The following is a 13795-nucleotide window of genomic DNA, read 5'->3' as shown; positions in this document are numbered from 1 at the left end:
GCCCGAAAAGCGCCGTCCACGCCCCGAGATGCTGGCCCAGTTGCCGCAGTACGGCCGGTACGGGGTGCGGGCGCGCCGCGGCCGTCGCCAGCGACTGCTGCGCCTCGGTGACGCGCCGCAGCTCAACGTGGCGGCGCTCGGCGATCGCGTCCCATACGGCGCTCGCGACGGCCGTGAAGGTCGTCTGCCGGGGGACCTCGACCAGCGGCAGCCCATGCCGGTCGCACGCCTCGACCAGTGCACGGGGCACCGTGTCGTGCACCGGCGCGATACCGAAGCCGAGGGCCGCCGCGCCCGCCTGGACCGTACGGGCCACATAGCGGTCCCAGTAGGTGCCCGCGCCCGCCGCCTCCGGGCAGTGGACCCCCGCGCTGAGCAGCAACTCGCCGCCCAGCAGGTATGGGACGGGGTCCTCCATCTCGCTGGTGTGGACGAAGTACACGGGCGTGTCCGTCTCGCGGGCGCCCGCGACCTGCCGCAGCCCCAGGGCGGGGTGACGGAGGAGGGTGGCGAGCGGGACGGGGGCCGTCGGGGGGACTCGGTCGTTCATCACGGCGGGCCTCGCGTGGGGTGGTTCGTCATACCCGGGGATCACCGGTGCACCCGGAGATCGTTCGCGCACCCCGGGGACCCTTCGTGCGTCCCGAGGATGCCTCCGCACACCCCGGAGATGCTGCGCACATCCCAGGGATGCCTCCGCACACCCCAGGGACCTTTCGCACATCCCGGGGATCGGGAGTGGAGGAAACGTACACTTCCCGGACGCTCCGGCGACACCTAGGGTCTGCGTCACTCCCTCCCCCGCCTCCCCACCATCTGACCCCGCGGACCACCGCCCTGCCCCCGCCCCGCGGATCGCCGGGACCTCCCCCGTCCCACGCGCCTCCGCTCTCCAGACCGCTACCCGACCCCCGCCGGACCGAGGAGCACCGCCATGACCGCTGTCGACTACACCGTGATCGTCGCCTATCTCGCGGGCATGCTCGCACTCGGCTGGTGGGGGATGCGCCGCACGACTTCCACCAGCGACTTCCTGGTCGCGGGCCGTCGGCTGGGGCCGGTCATGTACTCCGGGACGATGGCCGCGATCGTGCTCGGCGGCGCGTCCACCATCGGCGGTGTCGGGCTCGGCTATCAGTACGGGCTCTCCGGGGCCTGGATGGTCGTCACCATCGGCCTCGGGCTGCTGGCGCTGTCGGTCTTCTTCTCGGCGCGCATCGCCCGCCTGAAGGTCTACACGGTCAGCCAGATGCTGGATCTGCGCTACGGCGGCTCCTCCGGGCTGATATCGGGCATCGTGATGTGGGCCTACACCCTGATGCTGGCCGTCACCTCGACCATCGCCTACGCCACCATCTTCGATGTGATCTTCGGGCTGGACCGGGTCGTCGCCATCGTGCTCGGCGGGACGATCGTGGTCTGTTACTCGACGCTCGGCGGCATGTGGTCGATCACCCTCACCGACATGGTGCAGTTCGTGGTCAAGACGGTGGGCGTGCTCCTCCTGCTGCTGCCGATCGCGGTGGTCAAGGCGGGGGGCTTCGCCGCGATGAAGTCCGAGCTCCCCCATGGTTACTTCTCCCCCATGGGCATCGGCGGCCAGACCGTCTTCACCTATGTGCTCATCTACTCCTTCGGCATGCTGATCGGCCAGGACATCTGGCAGCGGGTCTTCACCGCCCGCGACGACCGGGTCGCCCGCCTCGGCGGCACCACTGCCGGTACCTACTGCCTGGCCTACGCGGTCGCGGGCGCGGTCATCGGCACGGCGGCGAAGGTGCTGTACCCGGAGCTGGGCACTCCGGACGACGCCTTCGCGACCATCGTCAAGGACGCCCTCCCGGTAGGAGTGAAGGGGCTGGTGCTGGCCGCCGCGCTGTCCGCGGTGATGTCCACCTCCTCGGGCGCGCTCATCGCCTGCGCGACGGTGGCGAACAACGACATCTGGGCCCGGCTGCGGGGACGGACGCTCCGTACGGGCGGCGCGTCCCACGACGAGGTCGGCGGCAACCGCGTCTTCATCCTCATCATGGGCGTCGCCGTGATCGGCATCTCCGTCGCGCTCAACAACGTGGTCGAGGCGCTGACCGTCGCCTACAACGTGCTGGTCGGCGGATTGTTGATGCCGATCCTGGGCGGGCTGCTGTGGAAGCGCGGCACGGGCGCGGGCGCACTGTCCTCGGTCGGCGTCGGCGGCCTTACGGTCATCGCGCTGATGATGTGGAAGGGCATCCTCGCCAACGAACCCATCTACGCCGGGCTGCTGGCCTCGCTGGTGGCGTATGTGGCGGTCAGCCTCGCCACCAGGCCCACCGACGCGGCGATCCTCGAGGTCTGGCGCCGCCGGCTCGCCGGGGAACCGGCCGTCCCCGCCTCCGAACCCGCCAGCCCGGCCACCGCGAACGCCTGACCCCGCCCCAGCTCGCACCCCTTCCCACGCATCCCCTTCCCACGTGCCCCCTTTCCTCGCGCTCCCGCCCACCTCACCATGCCGCCTCCGCAGGCACGCCACTCCCTGGGCACGTCCCCACACCGCCCCCTCCCATCGCGCATCCGCACGCCTCTCTGCACACGTCCCCGCGCCCCTCCTCGCGCACATCCACACCTGCTCCTACGCACCACCGTCAGAAAGGCACCACCCCATGCCCCTGTCCACCGCACAGCGAGCGCGTCACGGCGGCGATCTCGTCGTGGAGTCCCTCACCGCGCTCGGCGCGAGCACCGTGTTCGGACTTCCCGGACAGCACGCTCTCGGGGCGTTCGACGCGCTGCGGCGCTCCGGGCTCAGATATGTGGGGCTGCGGGTGGAGAACAACGCGGGGTTCGCCGCCGACGCCTTCGCTCGCGTCACCGGATCGGTCGCACCCCTGCTGGTGTCCACCGGGCCGGGGGCGCTCATGACGCTCGCCGCGCTGCAGGAGTCGGCGGCGGCGTCCGCGCCCGTCCTGGCCATCGGCAGCCAGGTGCCGACCGCCGGGCTCGGCGGTGGGCGCAAAGGCTATCTCCATGAACTCGTGGACCAGAAAGCCTCCTTCCGTGACATCGTCAAATCCGTCCATACCGTCCGTGCGGCCTCCCAGATCCCCTCCGCGCTCGCCGCCGCCTGGGCGTCCGCGCTGGAGGCGCCCGCCGGACCGGTGTGGCTGGAGATTCCGCAGGACGTGCTGCTCGCACCGGTCTCCGTGCCGCCGGTGACCTCCCTGCGCGCCGCGCCCCGTCCGCTGCCGCCCCGGTCCGAGCTGACGGCGGAGGCCGCGAGGCTGCTGAGCGGCGCCGAGCGTCCGGTGATCCTGGCCGGGGGCGGAGTGGTGCGCGCCGGAGCGCGGCAGGAACTGCGGGCACTGGCCGAGGCGCTGGACGCCCCGGTGGCCACGACCTTCGGCGGCAAGGGCGCGTTCCCGTGGGACCATCCGCTTTCGCTCCAGTCCTGGCTGGAGGACGCGCACACCACCGAGTTCCTGGAGGACGCCGACGTCCTGCTCGTCGTCGGCTCCGGGCTCGGTGAACTCTCCTCCAACTACCACACCTTCCGCCCGCGTGGCCGTCTCGTGCAGATCGAGGCCGACCTCGGGAAGCTGGAGTCCAACCATCCGGCGCTCGGCATCCACGCCGACGCCCGTGAGGCTCTGGCCGCCCTGGCCGAGGCCGTCGCGCCCCGCCCTCCGGGCACGGCGGCCAAGGCCGCGGCCGGGCTCCTCACCCGGGTGCGGGACCGGATCGAGGCGCAGGGCCTGGAACTGGAGCAGCGGGTGCTGCGTTCGGTGCGGCAGGCACTGCCCGATGACTCCCCCAGCTTCTGGGACATGACGATCCTCTCCTACTGGGCCTGGTCCGCCTTCGACCCGCGCACGGGCGCTCTGCACTCGGCGCAGGGCGCGGGCGGTCTCGGCTACGGCTTCCCGGCCGCCCTCGGAGCCGCCGTCGCGGACTGCGACCGGCCGGTGCTGGCCGTATCGGGCGACGGCGGCGCGATGTACTCGGTCTCCGAACTCGCCACCGCCCGGCAGTACCGGCTGCCCGTCACCTGGCTGATCGTGGACGACGGCGGTTACGGCATTCTGCGCGAGTACATGACGGACGCGTTCGGCGAGGCGACCGGCACCGAGCTGTCCCGTCCCGACTTCGTGGCGCTCGCCGAGTCCTTCGGCGTCCCCGCGGTCCGTACCACACCCGAACGGCTGCGTGCGGACCTCGCCGCCGCGCTCGCGGCCCCCGGACCGTCGGTCGTGGTGCTGCCCGCGCTGCTGCGGATGTACGCGCCCACCCACCTCGACCGGCTCACCGGCGACGGGGCCCACGGCGGCCCCGGGCCCGATCAGGGCTGATCGGAGGAAATGGGGGCCACCCGCGCCGAGCCTGGGCGCGGGCCCCCACCCGAGTCCTTACCGTGCCAGTGACCCATTGGCTTCGCGCTCGTTCACCCAACCGGGGGAATGAGACGATCGCAGGTAAGGCGAGGTGCTCGGGATGGTGGCTCCGCCGGACGACGACGTGCTCTCGGCACGCACCGTGTCATACGCCTACGGCGGCTCGCCCGCCCTCATCAGGGTCTCCGTCAGCGCCCAGCAGAGCGAGATCCTCGCCGTCACCGGTCCGCGCGGCTGCGGCAAGACCACCCTGCTCAAATGCCTGGCGGGCCAACTCGTCCCCGACAGCGGTGAAGTGTGGTTCAAGGGCGCTCCCGTGCACTCCCTCCCCCCGCTCGGTCTCGAACGGCTGCGGCGCGACCACTTCGGCTGGATCGGCACCGAACCCCAGCTGGTCCCCGAGCTCACTGCCTGGGAGAACGCCGCACTGGCCCTGCTGCTGCGCGGCACCGGACGGCGCGCCGCGAAGAGTGCCGCATACGAATGGCTGGACCGGCTCGACGTGGGCGAATGTGCCCGGGCGCGCCCCGCCGCGCTGCTGCAGTCCCAACGCCAGCGCGTCGCCATCGCCCGTGCGCTGGCCGCCGAGCCCGGCGTGCTCTTCGCCGACGAGCCCACCGCACCGCTGCACCGGGCCGACCGCGCCCAGGTGCTGCGCACCCTCACCTCGGCGGCCCGCTCCCATGGCATCACCGTCGTCCTCGCGACGCATGAGCCGGAGGTGGCCACCCTCGCCGACCACACCGTCTCCCTGCTCGACGGCCGCCGGGTGGACTCGGACCCCTCCGAGGCGGAAGGCAGGGCCGCGTGCTCAGCCTCCGCCTGACCCGCGGTGCCCGCCCGCTGGTGCTGCTGCGGCGGTCGCTGGTCACCGTCGCCGCGGCGGGCGCGAGCTTTCTGCTGCTGTGCGCCCTGGGGTTCGCCTCCGGCCATCCGTCCGACTCGCAGGGCGCGGTGGGGCGGCTGCTGTGGTGCGTGGTACCGCTGGCCACAACCGTCCACCTGGCCGTCGCCGTGGGCCGTGCCGACCCCAGCACCGGGCCGGGCCCCGGTTTCACCGCGGCCGGGCTCGGCCCGGCCCGTTCGGCGCTGCTCACGGCGGCCTCGATGGCGACCGCCTGTGCGCTCGGCGGTGCGCTGGCGCTGCTGACCTTTCTGCATCTGCGCGGCGACCTCGGCGGCTCCTGGCTGGGCTGGGCGGGGAACGGCGCGGCGAGCCGACAACTCGGCGGCGGGCAGCCGCTGCCGCCGGCCGGCACGGTCACTCTGATCGCCGTCGTCCCCGTGCTGGTGGCCGGCGCGTGTGCGGCCGGGCTGTGGCCCCGGCAGCCGCGGACCGGGCACCCGCCGGCCCGCGGACCGCGGGGTGCCCGCCGCCCGGCGGTCCCGGCCCGGCCCACCGTCGTGACGGGGCCGGTCGGGCCACGACCCCACCATGCCACCTCCGGACTTCCGTGGGGCATCGCGCTGACCGCGGCCGGACTCGCCCTCCAGACGTACGCGAGCGGCGACGCGCCCCCGCGCCCCGACGCCGTGTTCGCCGTGCCTGGCCGTCTCGACGGTAACCCGCCTGGTGTGGTGGGCGGCTGGGCCCTGGCGGCGATCGGCCTGGTGCTGGCCGGGCCCGGCCTCATCCATCTGTGCGGCGCGCTGCTGGCCGTAGGGCGACCGGGCGTGCTGCGGCTGCTGGCCGGGCGCGTGCTCCAGCAGGAGGCCGGACTGATCGGACGTCCGGTCGGCGTGCTGTGCGTGCTGGGCTCCGCCGCGTACACCGTCCTGGAGCTGTACGGAAGGGCTTCCGGGCCGTCCGGCGCCCATGCCTTCGGCCCGCTCACCGGTCTGGGCGCGGCCCTGGTCACGCTGTGCGCCGCGGCCACGACCGTGACGGCGGTGCTGGAAGCGAGGAGCGCACGCGGGCGAACGACCGCCGCCCTGCTGCGTCTCGGCGCCCCGGCCAGGCTGCTCCGCGGGGCGGCCGCGCTGCGCGCGACGGCCCTGCTGGCGCTCCTGGTGCCGCTGGTGTGGGTGGTGGCACATCTCACGGCGATGCCGTTCCGCCGCTGAAGGTCTGTGGTGTTCACCCCTGGAGTGTGCGGCCCCGCGGCTCGGTCGCGCTCCTCACCATCCACAGCCCACCACCTCCGGTGTGATTAGCATGTCGGCGTGCAGGAACCAGACCGCGAAATAGAGTCCATCGAGGAGTTCGACCAGGTCGTCGCCCGCGGCACCCTGGCCGGGTTCCGGGTCCAGTCCGTGGACCTGACGGGCCGTACGGCCGCGCTCCTCTCCACCGACACCAGCGAGGCGGTCTTCCTCGGCTGTCCGATGGAGTCGGAGGCGGCGGCGACGGTGCGGGCCAGGGGTGCGCTGGTGTTCCCACCGGTGCCGGATCTGCCGTTCGATCCGTACCGCGGCACTCTCTACTCGCCCGCGGAACTCTTCGACGGCCTCGCCGAGCACGGTTACGCACGGACACCGGACGCCCTCGCCTACGCCTGGTTCCAGCGGACCAAGACGGACGGCGACATCTTCGCCTCGATGCTGCGCTCCATCCACGACGACGCGATCTCCGACGCGCTCGACGAACTCCTCGTCGGGACACGAGTGGTGGGCGTCATGGGCGGCCACGCGCTGGAGCGCGGCACCATCGGGTACGCGGGCGCCGCGCGCCTCGGGCGGACCCTGGCACGGGCCGGCCTCACGGTCGCAACGGGCGGTGGGCCGGGCGCGATGGAGGCCGCGAACCTGGGTGCCTACGCGGCCCCGTACGAGGACGCGATGCTGGACGAGTCGCTCGAACTGCTCGGCAAGACGCCCTCCTTCCGGCCGTCCGTCGGGGCGTGGGCCGAGGCCGCCTTCGCGGTGCGTGAACGCTGGCCGGACGGCGGGGCGTCGGTCGGCATCCCGACCTGGTTCTACGGGCACGAGCCGCCGAGCGCGTTCGCCTCGCACATCGCCAAGTACTTCGCCAACGCCACCCGCGAGGACGGCCTGCTGGCCCGCTCGACCGCGGGCGTGGTCTTCCTGCCGGGCGCCGCCGGCACCGTCCAGGAGATCTTCGACAACGCGACGCCGAACTACTACGAGTCGCGCGGTGAGCCGACCCCGATGGTGCTGGTGGACCGGGACCACTGGACCCGGCGGCTGCCGGCCTGGCCGCTGCTCGAAGCACTCTCGGCGGGACGGTCGATGAAGGCCCGTATCGCGCTGGTGGACTCGGTGGACGAGGCGCCCGGGGCGCTGCTGTCCCTGCTGGGCTGAATCGGCGTCAGGGCGCGGGGTCCAGGACCACCACGTCCGCCGGGTCGAAGGCCACCCCGACCCGGGCCCCGGCCTCCGGGGCGTCCCGCAGGGCGCAGGACGCCTCCAGACGCGGCGCGGCAGGGTCCGACGGCGCCAGGACGAGCGTCACATGGTCGCCGCGGAAGGTGCGCGCCGCCACGGTGCACGCCAGCCCCTCCCCGGGGTCCGTCAACCGCACCCCGGCCGGGCGGACCAGCAGCCTGCCGGGGCCCGGCCGGGAGCCGGGCGGCACCGGCAGCTTGCCCCAGCAGGTGTCGGCGACCTCGCCGTGCACGATCGCCTCGACCACGTTGTCGAAGCCGAGGAAGCGGGCGACGAACTCGGTGCCGGGCCGCCGCCACACCTCCAGCGGGGTGCCGGTCCGGGCGATCCGGCCGTTCTCCATCACCACCACCCGGTCCGCGAGCGCGAACGCCTCCCCCTGGTCGTGGGTGACCGCGAGGACGGTGGTCCCCAGCCGCTCGAAGAGTTCGCGCAACTCCACGACCAGCCGCTCCCGCAGCCCCCGGTCGAGCTGGCCCAGCGGCTCGTCCAGCATCAGCAGCTTGGGGCGCGGGGCCAGCGCGCGGGCGAGCGCCACCCGCTGCTGCTCCCCGCCGGAGAGCGAGTCGACGGGTCGGCGCTGGGCCCCCGGCAGCCCCACCAGCTCCAGCAGTTCGGCGACCCGTCGGTCCGCCTCCGCGCGGCCCACCTTGCGCATCCGCAGGCCGAAGGCGACGTTGCCGCCCACGTCCCGCTGCGGGAACAGCTGGTGGTCCTGGAACATCAGCCCCACCCCGCGCCGGTGGGCGGGCACCCCGCTCTGATCGCGTCCGGCGAGCCACACCCGGCCGGTGTCGGCGGGCTGGAGCCCGGCCACCACGCGCAGCATGGTGGACTTGCCACTTCCGCTCGGGCCCAGCACACAGACCGTCTCGTGCTCGGCGACCTCCAGGTCCACGGCGTCCAGCGCGTCGCGTCCGCCGAACCTCACGGTCACCTCGTCCAGTCGCAGCAGCGTCATTCAGAACTCTCCGGAACGGTCGGTGCGGATGCGCTCGAGCGCCAGCAGCGATCCGGCGCAGACCAGCATCAGGATCGTGCTCAGGGCCATCGCCTGCCCATAGGTGAGCTGCCCGGCCCGCCCCAGGAAGCGGGCGATGGCCACCGGGAGCGTCGGATGGTCGGGGCGTGCGAGGAAGACGGTCGCCCCGAACTCGCCCAGGGAGACGGCGAACGCGAAGCCCGCCGCGACCGCCACGGCCCGTCCGACCAGCGGCAGGTCCACCTCCCGCCAGACCCGCCACGGGGACGCCCCGAGCACAGCCGCCGCCTCCCGGAGCCGGTGGTCCACCGCCCGCAGCACGGGCAGCATGGTCCGCACGACGAAGGGCACGCCCACCAGGGCCTGGGCGAGCGGCACCAGGATCCAGGAGGCACGCAGGTCCAGCGGGGGCTCGTCGAGGGCGATCAGGAACCCGAAGCCCACGGTGACGGCCGAGGTGCCCAGCGGCAGCATCAGCAGCGCGTCGAAGCCCCGCACCAGCCTCCCCGCCCTACGGGTGAGCGCGGCGGCGGCGAGACCGCCCACGACGAGGGCGAAGACGGTGGCGACGGCCGCGTACCGCAGGGAGTTCCCGACGGCCTCCAGGGGGGCCACGAAGAAGGTGCCCCCGCTGTCGGCGGCCGACCGCAGCGCCTCGTAGTAGGTGAAGCCGTAGCCGTCCGGCCCGTGCAGCGAGCGCTCCACCAGCACCGCGAGCGGTGTCACGATCAACAGCGCGACCACCGCCAGCACCCCCCACAGCAGCGCCCACTGGGCCGAGCCCTTCGGGCGGCGTGCCGTGCGGCCGGGATCGACGAGCCGCAGGGCGCTCTCCCGGCGCCTTACGGTCCACGCGTGCAGGGCCAGGACGGCCGCGACCGCGGCGAACTGGACGATGCTGAGCACGGCGGCCGTGGGGAGGTCGAGCAGCTGCGCGGTCTCCCGGTAGATCGCCACCTCCAGGGTGGCGTAGCGGGGACCGCCGAGGATCTGGATCACTCCGAAGGAGGTGAAGGTGAACAGGAACACCATCAGCGCGGCGGCGGCCACGGCGGGCGCCAGCGCGGGCAGCGTCACCCGGCGCCAGGCCGACAGCCGGCTCGCACCGAGCACGCGAGCGGCCTCCTCCTGACGCGGATCGAGCTGGGCCCACAGCCCGCCGACGGTCCGTACGACCACCGCGTAGTTGAAGAAGACATGGGCCAGGAGGATCGCCCAGACGGAGGTGTCCAGCCGTACGCCCCACAGCTCGTCCAGCAGCCCGCCCCGGCCGAGCAGGGCCAGGAAGGCCGATCCGGCGACGACGGTCGGCAGGACGAACGGTACGGTCACCACGGCCCGCAGCAGCCCCTTGCCGGGGAAGTCGAAACGGGCGAAGACATAGGCGCCGGGGAGCGCCACCGCGAGCGTCAGGGCGGTCGAGGCCACCGCCTGCCAGCAGGTGAACCACAGGACGTCCAGCGTCGCCGGATCCGACATCACCTCGGCGATCCGGCCGAACCGCCACCGCCCGCCGACGCGCAGCCCCCGGGTGACGATGGCGGCCACGGGATAGGCGAAGAAGACCGCGAAGAAGGCGAGCGGCACGGCCATCAGGGCGAGCCGGAGGGCGGTCGCGCGCCGGCCGCCGCCGTCGGCCTTACCGGTCTCACGGCGGCCGCCGGCCGCCTTACGGTTCTCGCGGGGCTCTACAGGACCAGCGAGGACCATGTCTTGACCCACGACTCACGGTTCTTGGCGATCTTCTGCGGCGCCAGGGTGGCCGGGTCGGCGATCCTGACCCCGTACCGGGTGAACAGCTCGGGCAGCTCGGCGTCCTCGCGCGCCGGGTTGACGTACATGTTCAGCGGGACGTCCTCCTGGAACCGCTTGCTCAGCAGGAAGTCCAGCAGCGCCTTGCCGCCCTTGGTGTTGCCCGCGCCGTTCAGCAGCCCGGCGAACTCGACCTGCCGGAAGCAGGTGCCCGTCGCCACCCCGGTGGGGGCCTTGGCGGGCTTGGTCTTGGCGTCGGCCACCTCGGCGGGCGGGCTCGACGCGTAGGAGACGACGAGCGGCCGGTCGCCCTTGCCACCGCCGGCCGAGCCGGTGAACCGGTCGTTGTACGCCTGCTCCCAGCCGTCTACCACCTCCACCCCATTGGCCCGCAGCTTCTTCCAGTAGCCCTTCCAGCCGTCGTCGCCGTACTTCGCCGCCGTGGCGAGCAGGAAGCCGAGACCGGGGGACGAGGTGGCCGCGTTCTCGGTGACCAGGAGGTTCTTGTAGGCGGGCTTGGTCAGGTCGTCGAGCGTCCGGGGCGGCGCCAGCTTCTTGTCGGCGAAGTACCCACGGTCGTAGTTGACGCAGATGTCGCCGAAGTCGACCGGGGTGACGCGGTGCTCGGACCGGTCGAGCTGAAGGGCCGCCGGCACCTTGTCGAGGCCCTTCGCCGTGTAGGGGGTGAACAGATCGTTGTCGAGCGCGCGGGACAGCAGGGTGTTGTCGACGCCGAAGAACACATCGCCCTGGGGGTTGCCCTTGGAGAGGATCGCCTGGTTGACGGCGGCCCCGGCGTCGCCACCGGCCTGCACCCGCACCTTGTAGCCGGTCTCCTTGGTGAACTCCTTGAGAACCGCCTTGGAGGCCGCGAACGAGTCGTGGGTGACCAGGGTGACCGTCTTGGAGTCCGAGCCGCCCCCGGAGTCCTCGCCGCAGCCGACGAGCGCGCCCAAGGCCAGTGAGCCGAGGAGGGTGGCTGAGATGGCATGCCGAAGCTGGCTGTTCATGGTGATGCTGACTCCCTACGCCGGTATGACCCGGATCAGGTCCGAGGGTCTGCGGCCGTGCCGCACTCTCAGCGCTCTGAGCGCTCCCCTGTCGGAATGTTCACTTGTACGAAGGTGTGTTGCTACGACGATCGTGGCGGTTCCATGACGCCATGACGCTCCGGCACCGTATCAGGCCCGCCCTCAGCGCTCCGAAGCCGCCAGCTGCCCGCAGGCCCCGTCGATCTCCTGCCCCCGGGTGTCCCGGACGGTCACCGGCACCCCGTGGGCCTCCAGGGCCGCCACGAACGCCTTCTCGTCCTCGGGCCGGGACGCCGTCCACTTGGAGCCCGGCGTCGGGTTGAGCGGGATGAGGTTGACGTGCACCCGGCGGCCCTTGAGCAGCCGGCCGAGCAGATCGGCACGCCACGCCTGGTCGTTGATGTCCTTGATCAGCGCGTACTCGATGGAGACCCGGCGGCCGGACTTCTCCGCGTACTCCCACGCGGCGTCCAGGACTTCGCGCACCTTCCAGCGCGTGTTGACCGGGACGAGCGTGTCGCGCAGCTCGTCGTCGGGCGCGTGCAGCGAGACCGCGAGCCGGCATTTGAATCCCTCGTCAGCGAACCGCAGCATCGCCGGGACCAGGCCGACGGTGGAGACGGTGATGCCGCGCTGCGAAAGCCCGAGGCCGTCGGGCTCGGGATCGGTGAGCCGGCGGATGGCACCGACGACGCGGTTGTAGTTGGCCAGCGGCTCGCCCATGCCCATGAAGACGATGTTGGACAACCGGGCCGGCCCGCCCGGGATCTCACCGTCGCGCAGGGCCCGCATCCCGTCGACGATCTGGTGCACGATCTCGGCGGTGGACAGGTTGCGGTCCAGGCCCGCCTGTCCGGTGGCGCAGAACGGGCAGTTCATCCCGCAGCCGGCCTGTGAGCTGATGCACATGGTGACCCGGTCCGGGTAGCGCATCAGAACGGACTCCACGAGCGTGCCGTCGAAGAGCCGCCACAGCGTCTTGCGCGTGGTGTCGTCGTCACAGCTGATGTGCCGCACCACGCTCATCAGCTCCGGCAGCAGCCCGGCGGCCAGCTTCTCGCGCGCTGCCGCCGGTATGTCGGTCCACTGGGCGGGGTCGTCGGCATAGCGGGCGAAGTAGTGACGCGAGACCTGACCGGCCCGGAAGGGCTTCTCCCCGAGGGCGGCGACGGCCTCCCTGCGCTCGGCGGGCGTGAGGTCGGCGAGATGCCGCGGGGGCTTCTTGGCCCCACGCGGCGCGACGAAGGTGAGTTCTCCGGGCTTAGGCATGGTTTTCCCAGTGTCGCAGACGTACGAAGGGCCCCGCGCCAGGAGCGGCGCGGGGCCCGTGGGCGGGGGTGGTCAGCCGCCGCCCACGAAGATCACCAGCAGCAGCCAGACCACCGGCGCGGTGGGCAGCAGCGAGTCGAGCCGGTCCATGATCCCGCCATGGCCGGGCAGCAGCTTGCCCATGTCCTTGATGCCGAGGTCCCGCTTGATCATGGACTCGCCGAGGTCGCCGAGGGTGGCGCTGACCGCGACGGCGAGGCCGAGCAGCAGGCCCTGCCACCAGACGCCGTCGTCGATGAGGTACTGCATGCACAGCGCGCCCGCGACCATGGCGAAGGTCACCGCGCCCAGCAGCCCCTCGCGGGTCTTGCCGGGGCTGATGCGCGGCGCCAGCGGATGCTTGCCGAAGCGCCAGCCCACCGCGTACGCCCCCGTGTCGCTGACCACGGTCAGCAGCAGGAAGGTGAGGACCCGCCACGGGCCGTCCCCGGTGTCGAGCATGAGCGCCACGAAAGTGGCCAGAAATGGCACATAGAAGGCGGTGAAAACGCCCGCCGTGACATCCCTGAGGTAGTCGTCGGGCGGTTCGGTCATCCGCCAGACCAGCACCGCGAGCGCCGTGAGCGCCACCGCCACCACGGCGCCCTGGGCACCGCGCACATAGCCGGCGACGACCATGGCGACCCCGCCGACGGCGAGCGGCACCAGGGGGACCCGGATGTCCTTGCGCTCGGCCAGCCGCGAGGTCAGCTCCCAGAGCCCGACCACCACCGCGACCGCGATCACGCCGATGAACACCGGCTTGTAGATGAAGAGCGAGGCCACGATGATCACGCCGAGGCCGACGCCCACCCCTATCGCGGCGGGCAGGTTACGGCCCGCGCTCTTCTTCTTCCCCGGCCCGGCACCGGCGCCGCGCGCACCGTCGGCCGGGGCCGGGTCGGGCGCGGGGTCGGGGGGCGTCGGCGGGCGGCCCGCGGGCTGCCGGGACCCGGACTGCGGCTCCCGCTCGTCGCGGAAGAGGGGGCCGCCCAGCCGGGCGGCCCCCC

At 72.8% G+C, this 13795-nt stretch carries 11 protein-coding genes and 1 riboswitch; of the genes, 5 read left to right on the top strand and 6 right to left on the bottom strand.

The window, feature by feature from the left end; genetic code table 11:
• Positions 1–550, bottom strand: a 550-nt coding sequence (locus AXW62_RS32915; RefSeq protein WP_169808188.1) for a PucR family transcriptional regulator ligand-binding domain-containing protein, incomplete at its 3' end; no start/stop codon positions are given.
• 384 nt (positions 551–934) lie between these two features.
• Here AXW62_RS32915 and AXW62_RS32910 point away from each other — a divergent pair.
• The 5 genes from AXW62_RS32910 (at position 935) to AXW62_RS32890 (ending at position 7628) form a co-directional block, all read left to right on the top strand.
• Positions 935–2410, top strand: coding sequence for a sodium:solute symporter family protein (locus AXW62_RS32910; protein ID WP_060947697.1), 1476 nt, complete (start codon positions 935–937; stop codon positions 2408–2410).
• Positions 2411–2642: 232 nt separating this feature from the next.
• On the top strand, positions 2643–4325 hold the full coding sequence (locus AXW62_RS32905; protein WP_060947696.1) for a thiamine pyrophosphate-binding protein: 1683 nt from the start codon (positions 2643–2645) through the stop codon (positions 4323–4325).
• A gap of 142 nt (positions 4326–4467) precedes the next feature.
• Positions 4468–5193 (top strand): ABC transporter ATP-binding protein, encoded by a 726-nt coding sequence (locus tag AXW62_RS32900; protein ID WP_060947699.1) that lies wholly within the window; start codon positions 4468–4470, stop codon positions 5191–5193.
• Entirely contained in the window at positions 5175–6431 is a 1257-nt protein-coding gene (locus AXW62_RS32895; protein ID WP_060947695.1) for a hypothetical protein, read from the top strand. The genes AXW62_RS32900 and AXW62_RS32895 overlap by 19 nt, the downstream gene beginning before the upstream one ends.
• Before the next feature lie 99 nt (positions 6432–6530).
• A complete protein-coding gene (locus AXW62_RS32890) occupies positions 6531–7628 on the top strand; it encodes an LOG family protein (RefSeq protein ID WP_060947694.1) in 1098 nt (365 codons plus the stop codon).
• 7 nt (positions 7629–7635) lie between these two features.
• On the opposite strand, the gene AXW62_RS32885 is transcribed toward AXW62_RS32890, so the two are convergent.
• The 5 genes from AXW62_RS32885 to AXW62_RS32865 all read right to left on the bottom strand — a co-directional run.
• On the bottom strand, positions 7636–8673 hold the full coding sequence (locus AXW62_RS32885; protein WP_060947693.1) for an ABC transporter ATP-binding protein: 1038 nt from the start codon (positions 8671–8673) through the stop codon (positions 7636–7638).
• Positions 8674–10287: an ABC transporter permease gene (locus AXW62_RS32880; protein WP_060947698.1), complete on the bottom strand. Its 1614-nt coding sequence runs from the start codon at positions 10285–10287 to the stop codon at positions 8674–8676.
• Between the two features lie 95 nt (positions 10288–10382).
• Positions 10383–11456: a thiamine ABC transporter substrate-binding protein gene (locus AXW62_RS32875; protein WP_060947692.1), complete on the bottom strand. Its 1074-nt coding sequence runs from the start codon at positions 11454–11456 to the stop codon at positions 10383–10385.
• A riboswitch (TPP riboswitch) is annotated at positions 11452–11556 on the bottom strand. (Overlaps the previous gene by 5 nt.)
• Before the next feature lie 83 nt (positions 11557–11639).
• On the bottom strand, positions 11640–12746 hold the full coding sequence (gene rlmN / locus AXW62_RS32870) for a dual-specificity RNA methyltransferase RlmN (protein ID WP_060947691.1): 1107 nt from the start codon (positions 12744–12746) through the stop codon (positions 11640–11642).
• Between the two features lie 72 nt (positions 12747–12818).
• Positions 12819–13795: phosphatidate cytidylyltransferase (locus tag AXW62_RS32865; protein WP_060947690.1), on the bottom strand; the 977-nt coding region annotated here is incomplete at its 5' end.

The organism is Streptomyces hygroscopicus subsp. hygroscopicus (assembly GCF_001553455.1).
Classification (GTDB): domain Bacteria; phylum Actinomycetota; class Actinomycetes; order Streptomycetales; family Streptomycetaceae; genus Streptomyces; species Streptomyces hygroscopicus.
This window is presented reverse-complemented; position numbering and strand designations above follow the sequence as displayed.